Annotated in this window: 24 protein-coding genes; 8 read left to right on the top strand and 16 right to left on the bottom strand. The window is 72.0% G+C overall.

Annotation, left to right across the window (positions count from 1 at the left end; translation table 11 throughout):
• Positions 1-74: 74 nt before the first annotated feature.
• From ABZT74_RS27635 to ABZT74_RS27625, 3 genes are read left to right on the top strand one after another with little or no spacing between them, the layout of a single operon-like run.
• Positions 75-1010, top strand: a complete 936-nt coding sequence (locus ABZT74_RS27635; RefSeq protein WP_356438951.1) for an ATP-binding cassette domain-containing protein — start codon at positions 75-77, stop codon at positions 1008-1010.
• Entirely contained in the window at positions 1007-1795 is a 789-nt protein-coding gene (locus ABZT74_RS27630) for an ABC transporter permease (protein WP_356438948.1), read from the top strand. The genes ABZT74_RS27635 and ABZT74_RS27630 overlap by 4 nt, the downstream gene beginning before the upstream one ends.
• Positions 1796-1853: 58 nt before the next feature.
• Positions 1854-2297 carry a hypothetical protein gene (locus ABZT74_RS27625; protein WP_356438945.1) on the top strand — a complete coding sequence of 148 codons (444 nt, stop codon included), beginning with the start codon at positions 1854-1856 and terminating at the stop codon, positions 2295-2297.
• Between the two features lies 1 nt (position 2298).
• Here ABZT74_RS27625 and mug read toward each other — a convergent pair whose 3' ends face one another.
• The 4 genes from mug to ABZT74_RS27605 form a co-directional block, all read right to left on the bottom strand.
• On the bottom strand, positions 2299-2847 hold the full coding sequence (mug, locus tag ABZT74_RS27620) for a G/U mismatch-specific DNA glycosylase (protein WP_355867427.1): 549 nt from the start codon (positions 2845-2847) through the stop codon (positions 2299-2301).
• Positions 2844-4286 carry an adenylosuccinate lyase gene (gene purB, locus ABZT74_RS27615; RefSeq protein ID WP_356438942.1) on the bottom strand — a complete coding sequence of 481 codons (1443 nt, stop codon included), beginning with the start codon at positions 4284-4286 and terminating at the stop codon, positions 2844-2846. The genes mug and purB overlap by 4 nt, the downstream gene beginning before the upstream one ends.
• Before the next feature lie 83 nt (positions 4287-4369).
• Positions 4370-4945 carry a hypothetical protein gene (locus ABZT74_RS27610; protein ID WP_355867132.1) on the bottom strand — a complete coding sequence of 192 codons (576 nt, stop codon included), beginning with the start codon at positions 4943-4945 and terminating at the stop codon, positions 4370-4372.
• Between the two features lie 6 nt (positions 4946-4951).
• Complete coding sequence (locus ABZT74_RS27605) at positions 4952-5428, bottom strand: transcriptional regulator (RefSeq protein ID WP_081223151.1); 477 nt, start codon at positions 5426-5428, stop codon at positions 4952-4954.
• A gap of 451 nt (positions 5429-5879) precedes the next feature.
• Between ABZT74_RS27605 and ABZT74_RS27600 the strand changes: the two genes are divergently transcribed.
• A complete protein-coding gene (locus tag ABZT74_RS27600; RefSeq protein ID WP_355867128.1) occupies positions 5880-6461 on the top strand; it encodes a sigma-70 family RNA polymerase sigma factor in 582 nt (193 codons plus the stop codon).
• On the top strand, positions 6458-7810 hold the full coding sequence (locus tag ABZT74_RS27595) for a BN159_2729 family protein (protein ID WP_356438939.1): 1353 nt from the start codon (positions 6458-6460) through the stop codon (positions 7808-7810). The genes ABZT74_RS27600 and ABZT74_RS27595 overlap by 4 nt, the downstream gene beginning before the upstream one ends.
• 809 nt (positions 7811-8619) lie before the next feature.
• On the opposite strand, the gene ABZT74_RS27590 is transcribed toward ABZT74_RS27595, so the two are convergent.
• From ABZT74_RS27590 to ABZT74_RS27565, 6 genes are all read right to left on the bottom strand, one after another.
• Positions 8620-9435 carry an SGNH/GDSL hydrolase family protein gene (locus tag ABZT74_RS27590; protein WP_356438936.1) on the bottom strand — a complete coding sequence of 272 codons (816 nt, stop codon included), beginning with the start codon at positions 9433-9435 and terminating at the stop codon, positions 8620-8622.
• Positions 9436-9552: 117 nt separating this feature from the next.
• On the bottom strand, positions 9553-10566 hold the full coding sequence (locus ABZT74_RS27585; protein WP_355867119.1) for a hemolysin family protein: 1014 nt from the start codon (positions 10564-10566) through the stop codon (positions 9553-9555).
• On the bottom strand, positions 10563-11888 hold the full coding sequence (locus ABZT74_RS27580; RefSeq protein ID WP_356438932.1) for a hemolysin family protein: 1326 nt from the start codon (positions 11886-11888) through the stop codon (positions 10563-10565). Before ABZT74_RS27580 ends, ABZT74_RS27585 begins: the two co-directional genes overlap by 4 nt.
• 254 nt (positions 11889-12142) lie before the next feature.
• Entirely contained in the window at positions 12143-12568 is a 426-nt protein-coding gene (locus ABZT74_RS27575) for a GNAT family N-acetyltransferase (protein WP_355867113.1), read from the bottom strand.
• Between the two features lie 120 nt (positions 12569-12688).
• Positions 12689-15256 carry an ABC transporter permease gene (locus ABZT74_RS27570; protein ID WP_356438929.1) on the bottom strand — a complete coding sequence of 856 codons (2568 nt, stop codon included), beginning with the start codon at positions 15254-15256 and terminating at the stop codon, positions 12689-12691.
• Between the two features lie 7 nt (positions 15257-15263).
• The gene (locus ABZT74_RS27565; protein WP_356438926.1) at positions 15264-16226 is read right to left on the bottom strand and encodes an ABC transporter ATP-binding protein; all 963 of its coding nucleotides are present in this window, start codon (positions 16224-16226) and stop codon (positions 15264-15266) included.
• Between the two features lie 246 nt (positions 16227-16472).
• Here ABZT74_RS27565 and ABZT74_RS27560 point away from each other — a divergent pair, with 246 nt between their 5' ends.
• Together ABZT74_RS27560 and ABZT74_RS27555 are read left to right on the top strand one after the other, a co-directional pair.
• Positions 16473-16724 carry a toxin-antitoxin system HicB family antitoxin gene (locus ABZT74_RS27560; protein ID WP_356167765.1) on the top strand — a complete coding sequence of 84 codons (252 nt, stop codon included), beginning with the start codon at positions 16473-16475 and terminating at the stop codon, positions 16722-16724.
• Between the two features lie 4 nt (positions 16725-16728).
• The gene (locus ABZT74_RS27555) at positions 16729-17103 is read left to right on the top strand and encodes a fic family toxin-antitoxin system, toxin component (protein WP_355867104.1); all 375 of its coding nucleotides are present in this window, start codon (positions 16729-16731) and stop codon (positions 17101-17103) included.
• A gap of 18 nt (positions 17104-17121) precedes the next feature.
• On the opposite strand, the gene ABZT74_RS27550 is transcribed toward ABZT74_RS27555, so the two are convergent.
• The 4 genes from ABZT74_RS27550 to bioB form a co-directional block, all read right to left on the bottom strand.
• On the bottom strand, positions 17122-17811 hold the full coding sequence (locus ABZT74_RS27550; protein WP_356438923.1) for a class I SAM-dependent methyltransferase: 690 nt from the start codon (positions 17809-17811) through the stop codon (positions 17122-17124).
• 171 nt (positions 17812-17982) lie between these two features.
• A complete protein-coding gene (bioD, locus tag ABZT74_RS27545) occupies positions 17983-18699 on the bottom strand; it encodes a dethiobiotin synthase (protein WP_356167771.1) in 717 nt (238 codons plus the stop codon).
• 1 nt (position 18700) lies between these two features.
• The gene (locus tag ABZT74_RS27540; RefSeq protein ID WP_356438921.1) at positions 18701-19981 is read right to left on the bottom strand and encodes an adenosylmethionine--8-amino-7-oxononanoate transaminase; all 1281 of its coding nucleotides are present in this window, start codon (positions 19979-19981) and stop codon (positions 18701-18703) included.
• Positions 19974-21278 (bottom strand): biotin synthase BioB, encoded by a 1305-nt coding sequence (bioB, locus tag ABZT74_RS27535; RefSeq protein ID WP_356438918.1) that lies wholly within the window; start codon positions 21276-21278, stop codon positions 19974-19976. Before bioB ends, ABZT74_RS27540 begins: the two co-directional genes overlap by 8 nt.
• Before the next feature lie 160 nt (positions 21279-21438).
• Here bioB and ABZT74_RS27530 point away from each other — a divergent pair, with 160 nt between their 5' ends.
• Positions 21439-22563, top strand: coding sequence for an 8-amino-7-oxononanoate synthase (locus ABZT74_RS27530; protein ID WP_356167779.1), 1125 nt, complete (start codon positions 21439-21441; stop codon positions 22561-22563).
• A 12-nt stretch (positions 22564-22575) separates the two neighbouring features.
• Here ABZT74_RS27530 and ABZT74_RS27525 read toward each other — a convergent pair whose 3' ends face one another.
• Positions 22576-22800 (bottom strand): DUF397 domain-containing protein, encoded by a 225-nt coding sequence (locus ABZT74_RS27525; protein ID WP_355867086.1) that lies wholly within the window; start codon positions 22798-22800, stop codon positions 22576-22578.
• A 13-nt stretch (positions 22801-22813) separates the two neighbouring features.
• Positions 22814-23671 carry a helix-turn-helix transcriptional regulator gene (locus ABZT74_RS27520; RefSeq protein WP_356438915.1) on the bottom strand — a complete coding sequence of 286 codons (858 nt, stop codon included), beginning with the start codon at positions 23669-23671 and terminating at the stop codon, positions 22814-22816.
• Between the last annotated feature and the right edge of the window lie 71 nt (positions 23672-23742).

The raw sequence follows: 23742 nt of genomic DNA, 5'->3' as shown, positions 1-23742 counted from the left end.
CTCCCCCGGGCGGGGGAGACGGTCCCCGCCGACGGGGGAGGCGGCGACGCGCGTGGCACCGTCACGCTGAGCCCATGACCAGCATCGACGTCCACGAACTGACCAAGGAGTACGGCGGCAGGCGCGCCGTGGACCACCTGACCTTCAGCGTCCTCCCCGGCCGTGTCACAGGATTCCTCGGCCCCAACGGCGCCGGGAAGTCCACCACGATGCGGCTCGTGCTGGGCCTGGACCGGCCGAACTCCGGCACCGCCACCGTCGGAGGCCGCGCGTACGCCTCCCTCGACGAACCGCTCCGGCAGGTGGGCGCGCTGCTCGACGCGGGGGCCGCGCACGGCTCGCGCACCGCCCGGGACCACCTGCGGGCGCTCGCCGCCACCAACCGCATCCCCGAAGGGCGGGTGGACGAGGTGCTGGAGGAGGCCGGGCTCGCCTCCGTGGCCCGGCGCCGGGTGAGGACGTACTCCCTGGGGATGCGTCAGCGTCTGGGCATCGCGGCGGCGCTCCTCGGCGATCCGCCGGTCATGCTCCTCGACGAGCCGTCGAACGGGCTCGACCCGGAAGGCATCATCTGGATCAGGGAGCTGCTGCGCCGTCTGGCCCGGGAGGGGCGCACCGTCCTCGTCTCCAGCCACCTCATGAGCGAGACGGCCTCCTTCGCCGACCAGTTGATCGTCCTGGGCCGGGGACGGCTCCTCGCCGACCTGCCGATGCGGGAGTTCATCCACGCACGCGTGCGGCCCCGGGTCCGGGTGCGCAGCACGGACGGCGCCGCCCTCGGAGACCTGCTCGCCGGACACGGCATCGAGGCCGTCGAGGGCGAGAACGGGCTCTGGACCGCCCTGGACGTCCGGGTGGAGGACATCGGGCGCCTCGCCGCGGCGTCCGGCCTCCCGATCCTGGAACTCGCCGCGGAAGAGGGCACCTTGGAACAGGCCTACCTCGATCTGACCGCCACCGAGACCGAGTTCGGCACCGGTCCGACGCAGCACCAGGAGGCCCGGTCATGACGCACACCGCCGCGACCAAGGGCCCGACGGAATCGGGCGCCACCCCTGTGGGCCGTTCCGGGGTCTCCGCGCCCGCACTCCGCGCGGAGTGGATCAAGATCCGCACCCTGCGTCCGCTCGTCGTCGCCCTGCTCGCCGTTCTCCTCACCACCGTGACGTTCTCCGCGCTCGCCGGACTCGACGACTCCGAGGGAGCGGACTTCGACCCGCTGTTCTCGGCCCTCTTCGGAGTGAGCTTCGGCCAGATCGCCGCCATCACCTTCGGCACGCAGGCGATGGCGGCCGAATACCGGGACGGCGCCCTGCGGTTGTCGCTGGCGGCGGTCCCCGGCCGGGGGCGCTGGTTCCTCGCGAAGACGGCGGCGATCGGCGCCCCGGTCCTCGTCGTCGGCCTGGCCACCGGAATCACCGGTCTGTTCGTGGGGAGGTCCGTGCTCGGTGACAGGGCGGACGGACTCGGCCCGGCGGAGCAGGCCCGCGCGGTCGTCGGCTGCGCGCTCTACCTGACGCTGATGGCCCTGTTCGCGGCGGGTCTCGCGGCCGTACTGCGCAGCGGAGTCGCCACGTTGAGCATCCTGATCCCGTTCCTGCTGACCGTGTCCTTCGTCGTCGGCGGAGCGTCGGGAAGCGTGGCGGACCTGCTCCCGGACAGGGCCGGCCAGCTGGTCCTGCACCGGACACAGGACGGCACGCTCGGTCCCTGGACCGGCCTCGGGGTGACCGCTCTGTGGACCGCCGCGGCGCTCGGTGCCGGATCCTGGAGCGTCCGGCGCCGGGACGCCTGACCCCGACGGGCTTCTGACGCCCCACCAATTGTCAGTGCCGGGGGCTTTACTGGAGGCCATGACCATCGCGCGGCATCTCGCCACGATCGACCGGCTGTGCTCCGAGAAGTTCCCCACGGAGCACGGCCGCTCCGACGTGGGAACCGCCGGACCCGGTTACCACCTGGCCGAGTTGGTGACGAGCGGGGACTTCTGGGACACGGACGGCGCGACGCGGGAGGAGACGGAGGAGCAGTTCGAGGCGGAGCGGGACGGCCTTTCGGAACTGCTCACCCGGCGATGGGGGCCTCCGCAGCGCGTCGGCCTGGCGAGTGTCCTCGAGCGGTCGACGAGCGGCGAGGACATACCGGAGCCCTGGGGTGGCCTGAGTTCCCATGTGCCCGACCTGCACCTCTGGAGACCGGAGGGCGTGGAGCGCTGGGTCGCCCTCGGCATAGGGCAGTGGGACCGCGAACTGCCGTTCCAGCTCCTGGCCCTGGTCACCGTGACGGACCCGCCGTGACTCAGGACGACTCGGCGGCCGACCGCAGTCGGCCGTACTCCTCGGCCATCGTCGCGGCGGTCCAATGCGCGTTGAGCCCGCTGGGGTTGGGCAGCACCCACACCCGGCTCGCCCCGATGGTCCGCTCCTGGGGACCGATGCGCGCGGTGCGGTCGTCGAAAGCCGCCCGGTAGGCGGTCACGCCCACCACCGCCAGCCACCTCGGACGCAGCCGTGCCACCTTCTCACCGAGCAGCCGGCCGCCCTCGCGGTACTCCCCGGCGCTCAGCTCGTCGGCCCGCGCGGTCGCCCGCGCCACCACGTTGGTGATGCCGAGTCCGTAGGAGAGCAGCTCCTGCTGTTCGGCCGGCTTCATGAGCCGCGGCGTGAACCCGGACAGATGCAGCACGGGCCAGAACCGGTTGCCCGGCCGGGCGAAGTGATGGCCCGTGGCAGCCGTCATCAGACCCGGGTTGATGCCGCAGAAGAGCACCGAGAGGCCGTCCGCGACGACATCCGGCACGAGCCGGTCGCGGGCGGCCTCCAGGTCCGCGGGGGTGAGCCGCGTCAGAGGATCGCCCCCGGCGTGTAGCCGGCCGCCTCCGGGTGCTGCTTGGCGATCTCCTCGACGCGGGCCACCACGACGGCGACCTGGTCGGCGGCGGCGCCGGTGAAGGACAGCTTGTCGGCCATCAGCTCGTCCAGCTGCGCGCGGTCCAGCGGGATGCGCTCGTCCGCGGCGAGCTTGTCGAGCAGTTCGTTGCGCTCCGCGCCCTGCTCGCGCATGGCGAGGGCGGAGGAGACCGCGTTCTCCTTGATCGCCTCGTGGGCGACCTCGCGGCCGACACCGGCGCGCACCGCGCCCATCAGAACCTTGGTCGTCGCGAGGAACGGCAGGTAGCGGTCCAGCTCACGGGCGACGACGGCCGGGAACGCGCCGAACTCGTCGAGGACGGTCAGGAAGGTCTCCAGGAGCCCGTCCAGCGCGAAGAACGCGTCCGGCAGCGCGACGCGGCGCACCACCGAGCACGACACGTCGCCCTCGTTCCACTGGTCGCCCGCCAGCTCGCCCGTCATCGACGCGTAGCCGCGCAGGATGACCATCAGGCCGTTGACGCGCTCGCAGGAGCGGGTGTTCATCTTGTGCGGCATCGCAGAGGAGCCGACCTGGCCGGGCTTGAAGCCCTCGGTGACCAGCTCGTGCCCGGCCATCAGCCGGATCGTCTTGGCGGTGGAGGACGGAGCGGCGGCCAGCTGCACCAGCGCGGTCACGACCTCGTAGTCCAGGGAGCGCGGGTAGACCTGGCCGACGGAGGTGAAGGCCTGCGCGAAGCCCAGGTGCCCGGCGATCCGCTGCTCCAGGTCCGCGAGCTTGGCGGCGTCCCCGCCGAGGAGGTCCAGCATGTCCTGAGACGTGCCGACGGGACCCTTGATGCCGCGCAGCGGATAGCGGCCGAGGAGCTCCTCGAGGCGGCCGTAGGCGACGAGCATCTCGTCGGCGGCGGTCGCGAAGCGCTTGCCCAGGGTGGTGGCCTGCGCGGCCACGTTGTGCGAGCGGCCGGCCATGACCAGCTCGGCGTACTCACCGGAGAGCTTGCCCAGACGGGCGAGGACGGCGACCGTGCGGTCGCGCATCAGCTCCAGCGAGAGACGGATCTGCAGCTGCTCGACGTTCTCCGTGAGGTCGCGGGACGTCATGCCCTTGTGCACGTGCTCGTGTCCGGCGAGGTCGTTGAACTCCTCGATCCGGGCCTTCACGTCGTGCCGGGTGACCTTCTCGCGCTCGGCGATGGAGGCGAGGTCGACCTGGTCCAGGACGCGCTCGTAGTCCGCGACGGCGGCGTCCGGCACCTCGATCCCGAGGTCCTTCTGGGCACGCAGCACGGCGAGCCAGAGCTGACGCTCCAGCCTCACCTTCTGCTCGGGGGACCAGAGCGTGGCGAGCTCGGCGGAGGCGTAGCGTCCGGCGAGGACGTTGGGGATACGGGGCTTTGCGGGCGCGGCAGTCACGTGAACGGAGCATACCGGCTGCACAGAGCCGCTCCCGTACCGCCGGGTCGGGCCTCATGATCCCTGGACGAAGACCTCCGGATTCATGATCCCGAGCGCGGTGGACGGGTCTCGTAACCCGCTCGCGCGTGCGGGTCCGGATGGGACTGCCGGCTGCCGACCACGGCACGCAGACCCCCGTACGTCTTGGTGGTGAAACGGTCGCGGGCCAGGCCGAGTTCGGTGGTGATCAGCTGGTTCCGCTCGTCGTTGACCTCCTCGATCTCCTCCATCAGCTGCGCGTTCCTGGCGCGCAGCGCCGCGTTCTCGTTGCGCGCCTGGTCGACCGCCCTCGCGTGACCGGCGAGCCGCAGCGACGTGAGGGTGGCGCTGCGGGCCAGGGCCCGCTCGCGCCGGGACAGGTCCGCTTCCCGCATCTGCATGTCCAGCTCAAGACACCTCCGGTGCTCCGCCAGCACGCCGAGGTCGTGCCGTGTGCGGGCCTCGACCTGGCTGAGCGTGTGGCGCAGCAGGGCGGCCAGCAGCCCCGCGACGCCCACGGTCAGAAGAGCGCCCCCGACAGCCGCCAGTTCCCACGTACGGTGCCAGACGCCCTCGCCCACGAATGTCCCGCCGGCTGTGCAGCTGGCGGTGGACGCGATTGCCAGTCTGTACGCCACGTTTCGTTACCCCCTTGCCGTGGCCCCCCGGTCGTCGCCTGCGTCGAGGTCCTTCTGGAGCTCGATCGCCTGGACGATGTTCCCGTTGAGCATCGTGCGGATTCTGAGATCGGTGATTCCCCAGGCGTCCATGGCCTCCTCCGGCGTGAGTGACGCCGAGGCCACCCTCCGGATCGTCGGCTGAGGCCCGTGTTCCGGGGAAAGCATGCCGCTGTTGACCAACATCTCCCGTTGGTCGAGACCGAGCACCGACGCCCATGTCGTCAGTTGTGAGGGGAGGGGGAGCGTCTTCCCCTCCAGGGTTCTGCTGATCGTCGTCAGGCTCACTCCGATCGAGACGGCCAGTTGGGCCCGGCCGCCTGCTCGTGGGCGGACGTCGTACCCGGCCGCGGTCGCGGCCTTCGTGAGGTACTCGCCAACCCTCCTTGCGAGAGCTTGTCGCTCACCGCGGGACTCGTGGGGGGACTCTTCCATGCTCCGCATGCCCGGAGAGTAGCGCGCACGTGTGCAAGTTGCACACGACTTGCACGCGGTCATCGTCGCAGGTCAGTCGGAGCGATCTCGTCTCGACAGGCCAAGGGGCAGCGTTCGTACGCCAGTTCAGGGCAAAAAGTCCTGCGGCTGTACCGCGAAGCAACTTGCGTACGTGTACGCAAGTTGCATATGTTGCATGACTGTGAGTTAGTCGCACGTATGCAAGTCCTGGTCGTGGGGACCTCTGCGCGCAGCGCCTCGGCATCAGCTCGATCACGTCGCGGAGCTGCGAGGCGACGGCGGGGGGCACCGCGCGACCGCAAGACCCTCGCTCACGAGGCCCGGGCCGCCCGGCGCCCGGAGCCGGCCACGGCCGGAACACACCGTCACAGCTCGCCGTCCGGCAGACCGTCAGCGCACCCGCCCACCACAGATCATCCACTCATGAACGGAGTAGGCCTTGATCGCCGAGGCTAACGCCGCCACACCGCGGTCCGACACCAGAGAACCGGCCCTGATCGCTCGCGCCCTCGCGGGCGACCGGGACGCGTTCGGGGAGCTCTACGCACTGCACCACCCCGCGGTGCTCGCCTATGTACAGCGCCGCGTGCGCAACCGGCAGGTCGCCGAGGACATCACGGGAGAGACCTTCCTCAACGCCTGGATGAAACGCGGCACCTTCACCTACCGCGGTGTCGGGTTCGTGGGATGGCTCATCACCATCGCGCGCAACAAGGTCATCGATCACTGCAAGAGCGCGCAGCGGCGGGAGTTCGTCGTCGAGGACATGCTCGGCTTCGACGAGGACCTCACCCTCAGCACCGAGGACACCGTACTGATCGGCCTGGACGAGGAGTTGCTGCGCCAGGCCCTCGGCCAGCTGCGGCCGCCGCAGCGCGAAGTGCTCACCCGCCGCTTCCTCATGGAACTGTCGGTGCTGGAGACCGCCCGGCACATGGCGCGGACCGAGGGCGCGGTCAAGACCCTGCAGTTCCGGGCGCTGGCCAAGCTGCGCAGCGAGTACCAGGGAGCCGCGGCATGACCGCCGCGCCCGGGGGCCGCACCGCGGTCGAAGCGGATCTCGCCGATCAACTCGGCGTCTTCGCGCGGGAGTTCGTCGCCACACTGGACGCGCAGGGGCGGCTGGTGGAGGTCGGCGGCGCCGGGGTCCTCGAACGACTGCGGACCCAGGTCGAGGCCTGGCGCAACGGTCCGGAGTCCTATCGGGTGGCCGTGGAGACGATCGTCGAGGACTGCGGCTACCCCAGTGAGGTCGCGATGCGGATCGCCACCGCGCTGAACCGCAAAGGGCTGCTCCCGGGCGGCGAGGAACCCGAACCCCGGCACGACCACGGCCCCTCGGCGGTGCCCCTCGTCCCCGGAGCCCGTGGCGCCATCGTCCTGCACCTCGCCGACCGCGGCAGGGAACGTCCCTCCGCCGACCACGTACAGGGGAGTGAACACGGCCTTGAGCGGGGTGTCGAGCGTGCGCCCGGGAGCGAGTACGGCGGCGGGCACGGGCACGGGCCGGACCGCGAGAACGGGATCGAGTACGGGGTCGACAACGCGATCGAGAGCGGGATCGAGAACCGGAGCGTGGACGCAGGCACGGACGAGAACGGCTGCGAGGGCACCGCCGGACACGAGACGGCGCACGGACACGCGCTCGCGGCAGATCCCGAGGCGACGCCCGGACGTGAGGCCGCGGCCGGCCACGAGGGGGCACACGCGCACCCGACCGCGTCCGGGGCCGATGGTGTGCTCGGAGCCGAGGTCGCCATGGTGCCCGAGCCGGTACCCGAACCGGTGGACGGACAGGCTCCCCGGGTGCGCCCGGCCGCCGCGCGGTCCCGCACCGCCGGATGGGACACCGCCTCCGCCCGTGCGGTCTCCGTCGCCGCGACGCTTCAGTCCGAACACCTCGCGCGCCTGGAGGCCATGCGGATCACCGCGGACTGCGAGCGCGTCACGGTGGCCATCAAGGCCACGTGTCTGGCCGACTGGGAGTACTGGCTCGACGCGATCGGCGCGGCCCGCAACGTACGCACCCGGACGGCCGGGCACGCGCAGGTGGCGGCCGGGACCCTCGACGGCGTCGCGGTCCACCTCACCGCCCACGGTGTTCCCGAACTTCTTCAGGAGGCCAGCGACGCGGCGGCCGACCCCTTCTATCTCTGGGGACGGATCTACGACCTCGGCGTGGGGCAGACCGACCGGTCCGACCGTGTCTGGCTGTCACTCGGACGGCGACAGGACGAGCGCGGGATGCCGCTACTGGTGCTGCGCGGTACCGCCGGTCCGCCGTACCCGCTGGCCGCGATCGTCATGGCCCACGGACCACTGACCACCACCGCCCCGCCCATGGCCGGCACCGACGGGGGCGGCGTGTAGTCGAGCGACGCGATCGAGCCACAGGAATCTCCGCTCCGGGTGACTGTTTCTCACCTGTGCCAACCCGCACCTCTGCACCAGAAGAACCACGGTCACGTGTCCACGGGCCCGCCGGAACCCCGTACTGCAACTGGCCCAGAACCTCCCGCACGGGTTGTAGGCGAGCGAGTCGGGCCTGGCCGGTTCTCTCCCTCCGTCACGCGGTGACGAGGTGCCGTCGGTGGGGCACATCGGCCCTGATCCGTCCACCGATGGCGCGACGGGGCGAAAAGGTACGAGTCCGTCGCCGCACCGTGCGCCCGTGCGGCCCGGCGGCGACCCGCCCGCCCCGTGCTGCCCAGGGGCGTACTTCTCAGGTTCCCGCAGGAGTGCTTGGATGCTGAACCCGGCCGGGTCCGCCGGCCGGCCCCTTGCTCGCCATCCGATCCGGGTGGTGAGACGGCTCCTTTCCATGCTCCGCAAAGCTGAAGGGGCCGTCGGCTGGGCCCGGTGCTCACGCCGGGCCCAGCCGTAGTTCCCGGGAGCGCGTGCCGCGAGCCGTCAGTGGGCGTCGCGCCGTCGAGCGCCCCCTGTGCGCCCTGTGGAGGCCGCGGCGCGAGGCGGTAGCTTGCCTCTCATGCGGAGCATGGCCGCCGTGTCGCTCGACGGAGAGGCACGGCGGAAGCCGCCCGCGCACCGCAGGTGACGAGACCGGCGGCACCCCGGAGCGACCGGGACCGGCGCCGGCCGCCCACGGATCCGCCCGAGCGAGGCGGCCGTTGCGGCTCCGCGCCCCGTGGACACACACCCCGTACACCAGGGATACCGATTCAGCCCCCGTGCACGGAATCCGCGCCGTGACTTCCCGTGACAGGACCCTCGTACGGCAGCAGGTCGGGGCGCTTCGCCGGGCGGCCGTCGCCCGACGAGCGGCCCGTCAGACGCCGTCCGATCCACGGCATCAGGTGCTGCCGGGCGAATCGGGCGTCGGCGGTGCGGCGGGAGATGAAGCCGGGCAGGGTGGTGGCCCCCATCGGGGTACGCCACTCCTGGTCCTCGCCGTCGTACCCGAGCGTCTGCCACACGGCCTCGGCGACCCTGCGGTGTCCCTCGGCGGTCAGGTGCAGCCGGTCCACGTCCCACATGCGCGGGTCCGCGAGCGAGGGTGCCCCGTAGAGGTCGACCACCAGGGCGCCGTGCCGCTTCGCCAGGTCGTCGACGACGACGAACAGCTCCTCCATGCGCGGGCGGAAGCGTTCGAGGACCGGACCGTTGCGGGCCGGGCTGCGCATCAGGACGAGCTGTTCGCAGGCCGGGGCGAGCCGCTCCACCGCCTCCTCCAGGAGGCCGCGGACGCGCCCCATGTCGACCTTGGGCCGCAGGGTGTCGTTCAGGCCGCCGACGAGAGTGATCACGTCGGGCCGCATGGCGGCGGCGACGTCGACCTGTTCGGCGACGATCTGTCCGATCAGCTTGCCGCGCACCGCGAGGTTGGCGTAGCGGAAACCGGGGGCGCGGGCCGCCATCCGGGCCGCGAGGAGGTCGGCCCATCCACGGTAGGAACCGTCGGACAACAGGTCCGACATGCCCTCGGTGAAGGAGTCGCCGACCGCGACAAGACTGGTGTAGGTGGCATTCGTCTGCATGGCGGGAAAGATGGTAACCCGAACACATACTTATCGGTCGGTCGGGTGGGTCGCACGGGTGCCCGGCGGACGGTCGCCGTCCGCCGGGCACCCGGCATGTCTCCGCGGTCGGAGGCCCTAGACCGGTTGCCCGAACAGCTCCCGCAGAACGTCCTCCATGGTCACCAGCCCCGCGAGCCGCCCGTCGCTGCCCATCACCGCCGCGAGGTGCGTACGGCTGCGGCGCATGGCCGTCAGGACGTCGTCCAGGGGAGTGCTCTCCCGGATCCGGGCGATGGGCCGCATGTCCTCGACCCGGAACGGCAGGTCACGCGGGGTGGCGTCCAGCGCGTCCTTGACGTGCAGATAGCCGAGGATGCGGCGGCCGTCGTCGACGACCGGGAAACGCGAGAAGCCCGATTCGGCCGACAGCCGCTCCAGCTCCTCGGGCGTGACGCCCGCGTGCGCGTAGACCACGCGTTCCACCGGGAGCACGACGTCGTGCACGGGCCGGCGGCCCAGTTCCAGGGCGTCGTGCAGGCGCTCCTGGGCCCGGTCGTCGATGAGCCCGGCGGCACCGGAGTCCTTGACGAGGCGGGCCAGCTCGTCGTCCGAGAAGGTCGCCGTGACCTCGTCCTTGGTCTCCACCCGCAACAGCTTCAGCAGTCCGTTGGCGAAGGCGTTGACCGTGAAGATCACCGGGCGCAGCGCCCGCGAGAGGGCGACCAGCGGCGGCCCGAGCAGCAGCGCCGTCCGTACCGGTTCGGCGAGCGCCACGTTCTTCGGCACCATCTCACCGAGCAGCATGTGCAGATACGTCGCCAGGGTCAGCGCGATGGCGAAGGAGACGACGTGGCCCGCGCCGGAGGGCACGCCCACCGCGTGGAACACCGGCTCCAGCAGATGCGCGATCGCGGGTTCGGCCACGATGCCGAGCACCAGGGTGCACAGCGTGATGCCCAGCTGGGCGGTGGCGAGGAGCGCGGAGACGTGCTCGAGTCCCCACAGCACACTGCGGGCACGTCGGTCGCCCTGCTCCGCGTGCGGCTCGATCTGGCTGCGGCGCACCGAGATCAGCGCGAACTCGCCGCCCACGAAGAAGCCGTTCACGACGAGCGTCGCGAGCCCGATCAGCAGTTGTACGGCGGTCATCGCGTGCTCTCCTCGGCGTCGTGCGGCGCGTGCAGCAGCACGCGGGCGGCTCGCCGTCCCGAGGCGTCCACCACGTCGAGCCGCCAGCCGGCGGCCTCGACGGAGTCCCCCTCGGCGGGGATGCGGCCCAGCTCGGCCGCGACGAAACCGGCCAGGGTCTCGTACGGGCCGTCGGGCACCCGCAGTCCGACCCGGGCGAGCTGGTCGGTGCGGGCGGATCCGTCGGCCGAGTACAGGGCCCGGCCGTCGTCGTCCGTGCCGACCGGGGCGAGGTCGGGTGTCTCGTGCGGATCGTGCTCGTCGCGGACCTCGCCGACGACCTCCTCGACGATGTCCTCCAGGGTGGCGACACCGGCCGTACCGCCGTACTCGTCGATGACCACGGCCATCGTGCGCCTGCCGGCCAGCCGGTCCAGCAGGCGGTCGACGGTGAGCGACTCGGGTACGAGCAGCGGCTCCCGCATGATCCGGGCGACGGGTGTCTGTGTCCGGTCCTCGGCCGGGACCGTGAGGACGTCCTTGATGTGGGCCACGCCGACGACCTCGTCGAGGCTGTCCTGGTAGACGGGGAAACGGGACAGCCCGGTCGCCCGGGTCGCGTTCGCCACGTCCTCGCAGGTCGCCTGCATGTCCAGCGCGATGACCTGGACGCGCGGCGTCATCACGTTCTCCGCGGTCAGGTCGGCGAGGTTCAGGGTGCGCACGAACAGCTCGGCGGTGTCCGCCTCCAGCGCGCCCTCCTTGGCGGAGTGCCGGGCGAGCGCCACCAGCTCCTGGGGCCCGCGCGCGGAGGCCAGCTCCTCGGCGGGTTCGAGGCCGAAACGCCGTACGACGTGGTTGGCCGTGTTGTTGAGGTGCGCGATGAACGGACGGAAGGCCGCGCTGAACCAGCCCTGCGGCGTCGCCACCCGCTTGGCCACGGCCAGCGGTGAGGAGATCGCCCAGTTCTTGGGCACCAGCTCGCCGACGACCATCAGGAAGACGGTCGAGAGCGCCGTGCCGATGACGAGGGCGACCGAGCGCGACGCGGAGGCCGGAACCCCGATCGACTCCAGCGGGCCCGCGATCAGCTTGGCGATCGAGGACTCGGACAGCATGCCGACGACCAGGTTGGTCACGGTGATGCCGAGCTGGGCGCCCGACAGCTGGAAGGTGAGGTTGCGTACGGCCTTCAGGGCGCCCGAGGCGCCCCGCTCGCCACGCTCCGCGGCACGTTCCAGTTCGCTGCGTTCGACCGTGGTCAGCGAGAACTCCGCCGCCACGAAGGCGCCGCAGGCCAGCGACAGCAGAACGGCCACCAGCAGCAGGAGAACTTCGGTCATCGGGTCACCTCCGTCCCATGATCGGCCAGGGTCGGGGGGATCGCGCGATGTCCGCGGCCGCCATGAGATGCACGGCGCCGGGTACTGGGAGGTTCGCCCATGGGCGGACGCTCACACCTTTCGTAGAGGGACGGACTGTCCACCAAGGGTAAAGGAAGGGCAAAGCGTTCTCCTCGGTGGCCCCCGCACCCGGTCGGGAACCAGGGTGTCGCCGGGATCAGTCCGGTTCCCCCGACCGGTCCGGACGACACCCGCTACCCACCGAGTGGCTTCACCCAGCGTCGCCAGTGCTCCTCGGGCGCGTACCCGGCGGCCCGCCACGCGTGGTGGGCCGACTCGTTCCGCCGCAGCACCATCGCGTCCCCACGCCGCCCGCCGAGCCGTACGAAGCGCTCCTCCGCGGCGGCGAGCAGCGCCGAGCCGATGCCGAGCCGCCGCCGGTCCGGATGCACCGCCAGCCGGTACAGGTGGCAGCGCCAGCCGTCGAAGCCGGCGATCACGGTGCCGACCAGTTCTCCACCGCGTTCCGCCAGGAGCAGCGACTCGGGGTCCCGGGCGAGCAGCCGCTCGACGCCCTCGCGGTCGTCACTGATGCTCGTGCCCTCGGCGGCCGTCTTCCAGAAGGCGAGCACCGCGTCCAGGTCCTCGGGCGCGGCGGCCCGTATGCGCAGGTCGGTCATGCGCCGATCCCATCACGCGGGCCGTGCGGAGACACCGCATTCCACCATCCGGACGGTCAACGGCCCACAGGGCGCGGCCGACCGGTACGCGAGGAGCCCGGTCGGCCGGCGGCGCGCCGGTCACTCGTGGGCGATCGCCGCCAGGACGTTCATCCGGGACGCCCGCAGCGCCGGGAGCAGGGCCGCCACGACTCCCACGAGCGCGGAGCCGACCACGACCGCCACGATCGTCGTCCAGGGGACGGCGAGTTCCTCCATCCCCTGGAGGGCCAGCACCCGCTGGACGCACACGCCCCAGACGAGCCCCAGCGCCAGCCCGAGCACGGCTCCGAACACGGCGATCACCACCGACTCCAGCCGGATCATGCGGCGCAGCTGGCGGCGGCCGAGTCCGATGGCCCGCAGCAGCCCGATCTCCCGGGTCCGCTCCACCACCGACAGGGCGAGGGTGTTGACGACACCGAGCACCGCGATGACGATGGCGAGCCCGAGCAGGGCGTACACGAGGTACAGCAGCACGGCGATCTGGTCGTGCACCAGTTTCTTGTAGTCGGCCTGGTCGCGGACCTGTACCTGGGGGTACGGATCGAGGGTTCTCTCCAGGCGCGGGCGCAGCCGGTCGGCGTCGGTGCCCGGGCTCGCGTTCACGTACAGAGCGGAGTCCTGCCCGCCGGGCACGTACTTCTCGACCGTGCCGAAGCCGATGACGAGCCCGCCCTGCATCCCGAACCCGCCGCTGCCCGCCTGGTCGGTGAGGGCGCCCACCGTGAGGTCCGCCGTGCGGCCCGCCGGGAACTCGACGGGAATCGTGCTGCCCACCCGTACGCCGTGGTCCTTCGCGAACGTCGCGTCCATGGCGAGGCGTCCGTCCGCGAGCGCCGCCGCGGTGTCGCCCCGCGCGTACGTGATGTGGGCGACGTCGTCGAGCCGCGGGTCGTAGGCCGCGGCGGACGTCTCGACCCGCTTGCCGTCCGGCAGCCGGACGGCAAGCGGTGTGAACCGCTGCCGTACGACGAGCCCCACGCCCTCGGTGGCGCGCACCTTGTCCGTCAACTCCTTGGAGAAGGGCACGAAGTTGTCGTTCTGCAGCACGAAGTCGGAGCCGAGCGTCTTGTCGATCTGGCTGTCGAAGGACTTGCTCATCGAGGCGCTGGCCACGGACATTCCGCCGACCAGGGCCAGCCCCACCATCAGCGCGGCGGCGGTGGCGCCCGTGCGGCGCGGATTGCGCAGGGCGTTGCGCTGGCTCATCCGGCCGACCGAGCCGAAGAGCGCGGGGAAGGCGCCCCCGAGGACCCGGATCACCGGCCGGACCAGCAGCGGCCCCGCGATCACCGTGGCGATCAGGGTGAGGACCACACCGAGCCCGAGCAGGGAGGCGGACGTCGACGTCTTCGAGGCGGCCGCGCATCCGGCGAGCGCCGCCGCCCCGGCCACCCCGACGACCACGCCCACGACGGCCCGGTTCCGCAACGGCTTCCCGACACCGGCGACTTCGGCGTCGGAGAGGGCGGCCATCGGGGAGACGGTCGCCGCGCGCCGGGCGGGCAGATACGCGGCGACGAACGTGACGCCCACCCCGACGACGTACGCCGCGACGGGTGTCGGCCAGCCGATCACCATCTCCGTGGACTTCAGGTTCATGCCGAACGCGGTCATCAGCTTGATCAGACCGACCGCGAGACCGATCCCGGCCGCGAGGCCGAGGGTCGAACCCACCAGGCCGAGGAGCAGCGCCTCGGTGAGCACCGACCGGCGCACCTGGCGGCGGTCGGCGCCGAGCGCCCGCAACAGGCCCAGTTCGCGGGTGCGCTGGGCGATCAGCATGGAGAACGTGTTGACGATCAGGAAGATGCCGACGAGGACGGCGATCCCGGCGAAGCCGAGCATCACGTACTTGATGATGTCCAGGAAGCCGCCGAGCTGCTCGGCGGACGACTCGGCCTGTTCGTCGGCGGTCTTCACGTCGTACTTCGCGGCGCCCAGCTCGGCGGCGATCCGCTGCTTGACTGTCGCGTCGCCGACACCCTCCGCCGCGTCCACGGAGATGCTGGTGGCGGCGTCGGTGGACCCGAGGAGTTTCGCCTGCGCGGTCGGGGTGTCGAGGAAGAGCAGCGCGGCACCGGGGTTCGTCGTGGTGAAGGTGGCGATCCCGACGATCCGCACCTCGAACGACCCGGGCTGCGCCTGCACCGTCAGCGTGTCCCCGATGCCGAGGTGCTTCTTGTCGGCGGTGTCGGCGTCGAGCAGCGCCTCGCCGTCGCCCTTCGGAGCGTGTCCGGAGGTCAGCTTCACCGGACTGCGGTCGGTGACCTGCCAGTCCGTGACGATGGTGGGGGCACCGGTCGTCGGGCCGACGGACTTGTTCGCGCCGTCGACGACCGGGGCGTTCTCGACGGAGGCGTCGACACGGGCCGCGGCGACGCCCTCGACCTTGGCGATCCGCCCGGCGAGCGAGGCCGGCACGGTCTCGGTGGCGCCGGTCGGCAGCTGGGAGTTCAGGTCGTTCTTCGGCTCCACCGTCACGTCGGCCGAGGTGGAGGCGAAGAGCCGGTCGAACGTGCGGGTCACCGTGTCCGAGAAGATGAGGCTGCCCGCGACGAACGCGACGGACAGCACGATGGCGAGCGCCGACAGGAGCAGCCGCCCCTTGTGCGCGAGAAAGCTCCGCAGGGTCGCCTTGAGCACAGCCGCCTCAGTCCTTGTCGAGGGTCACGTCGGCGGAGCCGGGCGCGGCGGAACCGTTCCCGGAGCCCGCCGGGGGAGACCCCTCGACGGAGCCGCGCACGTGGGGCACCTCACCGGGCCCGCCCCCGGCTGCCGTGTCGCCGGACCCGCCGGTGTCCGCCGCGCTGCCGTCGGGTTCGCGGCCGTCGTAGGTCACGCGGACCGTGTCGAAGCGCTTCATCCGCTCCAGCACGGCCTCCGCGGTCGGCCGGTGCGTCTCGTCCACGATCCGGCCGTCCGCGAGGAAGAGCACCAGATCGGAGTGGGCGGCCGCGCCCGGGTCGTGCGTGACCATGACGACGGTCTGGCCCAGTTCGTCGACCGCCTCGCGCAGGAAGCCGAGGACCTCGAGCCCGGCGCGGGAGTCCAGGTTGCCGGTCGGCTCGTCGGCGAAGATCAGCTCGGGCCGTGAGGCGAGCGCCCGCGCACAGGCCACGCGCTGCTGCTGGCCGCCGGAGAGCTGGGCGGGCCGGTGCTTCAGGCGGTCACGCAGCCCCAGCGTGTCGATGACCTGGTCCAGCCACTGCCGGTCGGGCTTCTGGCCCGCGATGTCCATGGGCAGCGTGATGTTCTCCGCGGCGTTCAGCGTCGGGATCAGGTTGAACGACTGGAACATGAAGCCGATCCGGTCCCGGCGCAGCCGCGTCAGTTCACGGTCCTTCAGCCCGGTGATCTCCGTGCCGCCCAGCCACACCTGTCCGGCCGAGACGGTGTCGAGCCCCGCCAGACAGTGCATGAGCGTCGACTTCCCGGAGCCCGACGGGCCCATCACGGCGGTGAACCGGCCGCGCGCGATGTCCACGTCGACCGAGTCGAGGGCGAGCACCGCGGTCTCGCCCGAGCCGTACGCCTTCGTCAGACCGCGGGCGCGGGCGGCGATCCCGTCCCCCTCCGCGCGGCCGGGTACCTGCTCCGCAGCAGCTGTGGACAAGGCCGCCTCCTCCGTGTTCGACGTCCCGAATCCCTCGTCGCGCCCGAGCGTAGTGTGACGGCGGGCACACCCGGTATCCCCCTTGAGTGCCGGATGCCCTCCGCCCCAGGTCGCGCTCCGGGCCCGGATGTAAGGGGCACTCTCCACCCGTGGTCGCCGGGCTCCTGGTGTCGCCGGGCGCCGTCCCGGGTCCCGGAGAGGCAGGCCCTCTTGCGGGTGCTAGCGGTTCCGCGCTAGCTTCGAAGGATGGCGAAGACTCAGCTGAACGTCCGGGTGGACGAGGGCACGGCCCGAGCCGCCCGTGAGCGAGCCCTGGAACGGGGGATGAGCGTGAACCGCTACATCGAGGAGCTGGTCCGGCAGGACACCGGGGAGGTGGGCCACACGTTCGTGGACGCCGCCGCCGATTTCATGAAGCAGTACGAGTCCGTGTTCGCCGAGGAGTTCGGGTCGGACCGTGAAGGCACCCGTGAAGGCACCCGCGAAGGTCGTCGTTGATCCCTTGAGCAGTCTCCGAGTCGACCTTGCCTGGCTCCTCATGATCGCCGAACAGAAAACACCCGGAGATCCCCAGGTCACCGACTGGGGAGCCCTCGTCGCCGCGGTCAGCCGGCACGAGGCGGAGATCTTCGGCATCCCCGTCTACGACAGTCCGCACGCCCGCGCCGCCGCGCTGCTCCAGCTCCTGCTGCACGTCCCGGCGCTCGAACGATCCAACGCGATGTTCGCCTCGGCCGTCGCGTACGCCTATCTCGTCGCCAGCGGCCTGAAGGTCGTCACCTCGCCCGAACAGGTGCGGGAGCTGGCCCGTCTGGTCAAGAGCGGTGAGGCAACCGTGCACGAGATCACGCACGAGCTGCGCCGCTGGAGCCTCTAGCGCGACAGCTTGCGGTCCCTACTCCGCCGGGCGGTACGCGGTGCCGAGGACGCAGAACGAGGTGGGCAGCCGCATGCCCTTCTCGGGCATGAACAGCCTGCGGTACGGGCCCAGTTCGAAGCCGGCGTCGCGCAGCGCGGAGACCGTGTCGCGGGACAGGTGGCAACCGCCGGCCAGCCGGGGCCACACCGTGCGGTCCAGGACCCGCTGCGTCGACCGCATCACCGGTCCGCCGCCGCTGCCGTGCTCGAAGAACCGCACCGTGCCGCCGGGGCGCAGTACCCGCCGCACCTCGGCGAGCGTCCTCGGCACGTCCCGCACGCTGCACAGCACCAGCGACAGCACCGCCGCGTCGTACGCCTCGCTCTTGACCGGCAGGGCCTCCGACACACCCGGCGCCACATCGACCGGGACCTCGCAGCGCAGGGCCGCCTCTACCGCCAACTGCCGCAGCAGCCGCTCGGGTTCGATGGCGACGACCTCGGAGACGGTGCCCGGATAGTGCGCGAAGTTCAGTCCGTTGCCCGCGCCGACCTCGATGACCCGGCCGGACAGCCCGGCGAGCAGCCGGTCCCGCATCCGGCCCATGCCCATCCGGGACTCGGCGCCGACGCTGAGGCGGGCGTAGGAGCGGGCGAACACCGGATGGTGCACGGCGTCCGCCGTCACCTTGCCGGAGCCGGCCGGACGCAACGGCTTGAACGGCATGACGGGCCTCCCGGGAGGACGGGTCCTACCGGGATTGTCCCCCCGACGGGTCCGTCGCACGCGCCGGACGGCACACCCGCTCCCTTCGCGGCTCCGCGCCGGGAGACCGCCGGACCGCGGGCCGGTCCGCGGCGACCTCCCCGGGCGTCCACGCGTCCGGCCCGCAGGGGCTCAGGCGCTGTTGGCCGCGGCGAAGGCGTCCGCGTTCCAGCGACCGCCCAGGCGCGGATCCAGCCAGCCCGGGGCTCCCGCGCGGAAGTCGGCGGCCGACCGTCTCCCCGCCCCCGCCGGGACCGCGCCCAGCAGCGGCGCGCCGCACACGGCCGGCAGGTCCGCGAGGTTGCAGCGCATGGCCAGATCCGGCGCGTCCGGCCAGCTGCCGATGACCACGCCCGCGAACTCCAGCTCACGTGACCGTAGTTCACGGGCCGTCAGTTCCGTCGCGTTGAGCGTGCCGAGGCCGGCCGGTGTGACGACCAGCACGGGAGCGTCGAGCATCCGGGCCGCGTCCGCCAGCGTCCCGTCCTCGTCGTCGAAGCGGACGAGGAGGCCGCCCGCGCCCTCGACGAGCACCAGGTCGTGCTCGGTGGCCAGTTTGGCCGCGGCCTCGGCGACGTCCCGCGGCGCCACCGGCACGAGCCCGGCCCGCCGGGCGGCGGTGGCCGGCGCCAACGGCTCCGGGAAACGCCCGAGTTCGAGCGTCGTGACGGCTCCCGCGAGCCGCGCGACCTCGTCGGCGTCGCCCCGCTCGTGCGGTCCCACACCGGTCTGCGCCGGCTTCAGCACGGCCACCGACCGTCCGGCCGCGAGCGCCGTGGCGGCGACGGCGGCCGTGACGACCGTCTTGCCTACCTCCGTGCCCGTTCCCGTGATCACCAGTACCGGCATCTCAACCCTCCCGTGCCGCCGCGCACACCGCGCGCGCGATCCGTTCGACGTCCCGGTCGCCCGTGACGTACGGCGGCATCGTGTAGACGAGGTCGCGGAACGGCCGCAGCCACACGCCCTCGCGCACCGCGGCCGCCGTCGCCGCCTTCATGTCCACCTCGTGGTCGAGCTGGACGACCCCGATCGCGCCGAGCACGCGTACGTCCCGCACGCCCGGCAGGGACGTGGCCTCCGCGAGCCCGTCCCGCAGTCCCGTCCCGATCCGCTTCACCTCGGTCCGCCAGTCCTGCCCGAGCAGCAGGTCGACGGACGCGCACGCCACCGCGGCGGCCAGCGGGTTGCCCATGAACGTCGGGCCGTGGGCCAGCACCGGGACCTCGCCGCGCGAGATGCCCTCGGCCACCCGCGCGGTGCACAGCGTCGCCGCCATCGTCAGATAGCCGCCGGTCAGGGCCTTGCCGACGCACATCACGTCCGGTGTCACGCCCGCGTGGTCCGCCGCGAACAGCTCGCCCGTCCGACCGAAACCGGTGGCGATCTCGTCGAAGACGAGCAGCACGCCGTGCGCGTCGCACGCCTCACGCAGCACCCGGAGGTACGCGGGGGAGTGGAACCGCATGCCGCCCGCGCCCTGCACCACCGGCTCGACGATCACCGCGGCCAGTTCGTCCGCGTGTTCGCCGATCAGCTCGCGCAGCCGGTCGGCGTACGCGTCGTCGTACTCCGCCGGAGGCGCGTCGGCGAACACCTGGCGGTGGAGCACGCCCTGCCACAGCTCGTGCATCCCGCCCTCGGGATCGCACACCGACATGGGCTGCCAGGTGTCCCCGTGGTAGCCGCCGCGCCAGGTCAGCAGCCGCTGCTTGGCCGGGCGGCCGAGCGAACGCCAGTACTGGAGGCACATCTTGACGGCCACCTCGACGGACACGGATCCGGAGTCGGCGAGGAAGACGTGTTCCAGGCCGTCCGGAGAGATGTCCACCAGCCGCTTGGCGAGCCGTACGGCGGGCTCGTGGGTGAGCCCGCCGAACATCACGTGGCTCATCCGGTCCAGCTGGCCGCGCGCGGCCTCGTCGAGGACCGGATGGCCGTAGCCGTGGATCGCCGACCACCAGGACGACATCCCGTCGATCAGCTCACCCGCGCCTCCGGCCAGCCGCAGCCGGACCCCGCTCGCCGACTCCACGACCAGCGGCTCCTGACGGCCGGGCATCGGCCCGTACGGATGCCAGACGTGCCGTTGGTCGAGGTCGAGCAGTTCCCGCATGGACAGCTCAGGCATTGGGCGCGAGGTCCGTTCCGGCACCACGGCGGCGGACGGCGACCAGGTCGGTCCGGGCGCCGGCGGACGCGGTCTCCGCGCCTGCCGTCTCCGCATCCGCCGACTCGGTGCCCGCGGTCTCCGCGCGCGCCGCCCCGGCGGGCGCCGGGACCGAGCCGCACACCCCGGCGTCCTCGTGGGAACCGCAGCCGCCACCCGCGTGGGACCCGCACCCGGCCTCCGCGTGCGCACCGCACCCGGCGCCCTCGGACACCGCGTCGCCGGCCGGCGCGTGCGAACCGCAGCCGCCCGCCGCACGGTGCTCCGGCAGGGTCACCTCGCCCGCGTTCTCCACCTCGAAGCCGGCGTCCGTGATCATGTCCAGGTCCGCCTTGCCCGCCTGGCCCTCGCTGGTCAGGTAGTCACCGAGGAAGATCGAGTTGGCGAGGTGCAGGGCGAGGGGCTGGAGGGTGCGCAGATGGACCTCGCGGCCACCGGCGATCCGGACCTCGACGTCCGGGCACACGAACCGGACCATGGCGAGGATGCGCAGGCACCGCTGCGGGGTGAGGTTCCACTCCTTGGCGAGCGGGGTGCCCTCGAACGGGATCAGGAAGTTCACCGGCACGGAGTCGGGGTCGAGCGCGCGCAGCGCGTACACGACGTCGACGAGGTCCTCGTCCGACTCGCCCATGCCCGCGATCAGCCCCGAACAGGCCGACAGCCCCGCCGCGTGCGCCTTCTGGACCGTGTCGACCCGGTCGGCGTACGTGTGCGTGGTCGTGATGTCCCCGTACGTCCCCTCGGACGTGTTCAGGTTGTGGTTGTAGGCGTCCGCGCCGGCCTCGCGGAGCCGCTCGGCCTGGCCGTCGGAGAGCAGACCGAGGCAGGCGCACACCTCGACGCCCTCGTTCTGGTCTTTGATGGCCTTGATCGTGTCGGAGACCCGCTCCACGTCACGGTCCGTCGGTCCGCGGCCGCTGGCCACCAGGCACACCCGCTTGGCTCCCCCGGCGAGCCCCGCCGCCGCGGCACGGGAGGCCTCGTCGGGCTTCAGCCAGCTGTACTTCAGGATCCCGGCCTGGGAACCGAGACGCTGCGAGCAGTACGAGCAGTCCTCCGGGCACAGGCCCGACTTCAGGTTGACCAGATAGTTCAGTTTCACCCGCCGGCCGAACCAGCGACGGCGCACCTTGCCGGCCGCGGCCACCACGTCCAGCACGTCGTCGTCGGACGTGGCCAGTACGGCCAGCGCCTCCTCGCGGGTCGGCAGCTCGCGCCGAAGCCCCTTGTCCACCAGCGTGTTCAGCAGGTCCATGAGGTCCGATCCTGGCGTATACGACCGGCCCCGGCCAAGGAGAGATCGGACAACAGAGTGGGTTCGACGTGTGGGTATTGCCACATCCTGGGCGGCTGGTCCGGCCGCTAGGGTCTGTGCACTGCCTACAAATCACCCGTCACGACGGTCCGGAGGACACATGGCGTTCGGCTGGATCGACGAGCAGGCCGCGGCGCGCCGCGCCGCCGGTCTCGTACGGACTCTGCGCCCGCGCCCCGCCGACTCGCCGCTGCTCGATCTCGCGAGCAACGACTACCTCGGTCTGGCCCGCCACCCCCGGGTCACGGCCGCCGCCGCGGAGGCGGCGCGCACCTGGGGCGGCGGCGCGACCGGTTCCCGGCTCGTCACCGGCACCACCGAACTCCACACCGAGCTGGAGCGCGAGCTGGCCGATTTCTGCGGCTTCGAGTCCGCGCTGGTCCTCTCCTCCGGTTACGCGGCCAACCTCGCCGCCGTCACCGCCCTCGCCCCGCACGGCTCGCTCCTCGTCTCGGACGCGGGAAACCACGCCTCGCTGATCGACGGCTGCCGGCTCGCCCGCGGTACCACCCAGGTCGTGGGGCACGCCGACCCCGCGGGTGTGCGCAAGGCGCTCGGTACCCACGATGGCCCGGCCGTCGCCGTCTCGGACACGGTCTTCTCGGTGGACGGGGACGCGGCGCCGCTCACCGAACTGGCCCTCGCCTGCCGGGAGTACGGGGCGGGGCTGATCCTCGACGACGCGCACGGGCTCGGTGTCCTCGGCGACGGCGGCCGGGGCGCCCCGCACGCGGCGGGGCTCGCCGGGAACCCGGACGTCGTCGTGACGGTCACGCTGTCCAAGTCGCTCGGCAGCCAGGGTGGAGCCGTCCTCGGCCCGGCGGCGGTCATCGACCACCTCGTCAACGCGGCACGCACCTTCATCTTCGACACCGGCCTCGCGCCGGCTGCGGTGGGAGCGGCGCTGGCCGCGCTGCGACTGCTGCGCGACGAACCGGAGCGAGCGGCGCGGGCGCGTGCGGTGGCCACGGCGCTGCACACCCGGCTGACGGCCGAGGGCCTGTCGGCGGTACGGCCGGACGCCGCCGTCGTCTCCGTCAGGGCACCGTCCCCCGAACGGGCCCTCGGCTGGGCCGCCGACTGTCGCGAGGCGGGCCTCGCCGTCGGCTGCTTCCGTCCCCCGTCGGTGCCCGACGGCGTGTCGCGGCTGCGGCTGACGGCCCGCGCGGACCTCTCCGAGGAGCAGATCGAGCGCGCGGTGGACGTGATCAGCCGCAACCGGTGAACCGGCCCGCGGTCAGGCCAGGCCGGTGATGAACCCCTCCCAGGCGGCAGGGGCGAACAGCAGGGCGGGGCCTGCCGGATTCTTGGAATCGCGCACCGCGACCGTTCCGGACCATGGTCCGGAGCCGGGGCGCGCTGTCTCGACGCAGTTGTTCATTCCCGTGCTGCGGCTGCTGCGCAGCCATCGCACGTCGCGCAGTGAAGTGCTGGAGGGTACGTACCGAGGCGATGCAGACAATGGGGGTGCCTCCTTACGCGCCGTCACCTATCCCGGCGATGTAGTCCAACGAGTCCTCGGGCGAAAGTGCGTGGAACCGAAGGGTGTTGAAGGCCTCCGTATAGGCCTGGAGGTCTTCTTTCCGTTCGAGGTAGAGGCTACTCGTCAAGTGGTCGAGAACAACCACATCCAGATCAGTTGTGTTCGGAAATGAGAAGATAACGAAAGGCCCGGTGATCCCGATGTGCGCTCCGGCGGCGAACGGCAGTACCTGAAGCCGGACTTGGGGGAGCGCCGCCGCCTCGCACAGTCGGCTCAGCTGGCGTGCCATCACCTCGGGACCGCCCACCTCCCGTCGGAGCACCGCCTCGTCGAGCACCGCGCACAACTCCAGCGGAGGATCGGCGCGCAGCACGTCCTGCCGGGCCAGCCGCACCTCGACCAGGGTGTCGAGCTTGCTATCCTCCAGCCCGTCCACGGCCGCCCGCGTCACCGCACGGGCGTAGTCCGGCGTCTGCAGCAGTCCCGGTACGACGGACGTCTCCAGGGTGCGCATCACACTCGCGCCCGACTCCAGACTGATGAAGTCGCGGTATGCCGGCGGCAGCACCCCGCGGTACGCGTGCCACCAGTGGTGCCGGCCGTTGCCCTCGGATCCCGCCAGCACGACCAGAAGCTCGCGCAGTTCGGTGTCCTCGACCCCGTAGGCGTCCAACAGGCGCTCGACATCGACCGGTTTCACTCCGCTGGTGCCGGTCTCGATGCGGCTCACCTTCGACTGGTGCCAGCCGAGCAGACGGGCCGCCTGTCCGCTCGTCAGACCGGTGCCCGCGCGCAGCGCGCGCAGTTCGGCGCCGAGCTTGCGGCGGCGCACCGCGGGACCGTGCTGCATGGCCGTTCTCCTTACTCCTTCCAAGCCGCCCGAATACGCTCCGCCGGCGCAGAGTTCACCGCATCGAGCGA

Origin of the sequence: Streptomyces sp. NPDC005302, assembly GCF_040607345.1 — a bacterium.
Taxonomy (GTDB): Bacteria; Actinomycetota; Actinomycetes; order Streptomycetales; family Streptomycetaceae; genus Streptomyces.
The sequence above is the reverse complement of the archived record's forward strand: the minus strand, read 5'-3'. Positions and strand labels throughout refer to the sequence as shown.

Excerpts from the sequence above, each read along its gene's own strand:
- ABZT74_RS27590 (WP_356438936.1), bottom strand. The coding sequence starts at position 9,435 with ATGCAGACGAATGCCACCTACACCAGTCTTGTCGCGGTCGGCGACTCC.
- bioB (WP_356438918.1), bottom strand. The coding sequence starts at position 21,278 with ATGGACCTGCTGAACACGCTGGTGGACAAGGGGCTTCGGCGCGAGCTG.
- ABZT74_RS27605 (WP_081223151.1), bottom strand. The coding sequence starts at position 5,428 with ATGCGGAGCATGGAAGAGTCCCCCCACGAGTCCCGCGGTGAGCGACAA.
- ABZT74_RS27595 (WP_356438939.1), top strand. The coding sequence starts at position 6,458 with ATGACCGCCGCGCCCGGGGGCCGCACCGCGGTCGAAGCGGATCTCGCC.
- ABZT74_RS27580 (WP_356438932.1), bottom strand. The coding sequence starts at position 11,888 with ATGACCGAAGTTCTCCTGCTGCTGGTGGCCGTTCTGCTGTCGCTGGCC.
- bioD (WP_356167771.1), bottom strand. The coding sequence starts at position 18,699 with ATGCCGGTACTGGTGATCACGGGAACGGGCACGGAGGTAGGCAAGACG.
- ABZT74_RS27520 (WP_356438915.1), bottom strand. The coding sequence starts at position 23,671 with ATGCAGCACGGTCCCGCGGTGCGCCGCCGCAAGCTCGGCGCCGAACTG.
- ABZT74_RS27575 (WP_355867113.1), bottom strand. The coding sequence starts at position 12,568 with ATGACCGACCTGCGCATACGGGCCGCCGCGCCCGAGGACCTGGACGCG.
- ABZT74_RS27630 (WP_356438948.1), top strand. The coding sequence starts at position 1,007 with ATGACGCACACCGCCGCGACCAAGGGCCCGACGGAATCGGGCGCCACC.
- ABZT74_RS27540 (WP_356438921.1), bottom strand. The coding sequence starts at position 19,981 with ATGCCTGAGCTGTCCATGCGGGAACTGCTCGACCTCGACCAACGGCAC.
- ABZT74_RS27530 (WP_356167779.1), top strand. The coding sequence starts at position 21,439 with ATGGCGTTCGGCTGGATCGACGAGCAGGCCGCGGCGCGCCGCGCCGCC.
- ABZT74_RS27560 (WP_356167765.1), top strand. The coding sequence starts at position 16,473 with ATGGCGAAGACTCAGCTGAACGTCCGGGTGGACGAGGGCACGGCCCGA.
- ABZT74_RS27635 (WP_356438951.1), top strand. The coding sequence starts at position 75 with ATGACCAGCATCGACGTCCACGAACTGACCAAGGAGTACGGCGGCAGG.
- ABZT74_RS27625 (WP_356438945.1), top strand. The coding sequence starts at position 1,854 with ATGACCATCGCGCGGCATCTCGCCACGATCGACCGGCTGTGCTCCGAG.
- ABZT74_RS27585 (WP_355867119.1), bottom strand. The coding sequence starts at position 10,566 with ATGACCGCCGTACAACTGCTGATCGGGCTCGCGACGCTCGTCGTGAAC.
- ABZT74_RS27550 (WP_356438923.1), bottom strand. The coding sequence starts at position 17,811 with ATGCCGTTCAAGCCGTTGCGTCCGGCCGGCTCCGGCAAGGTGACGGCG.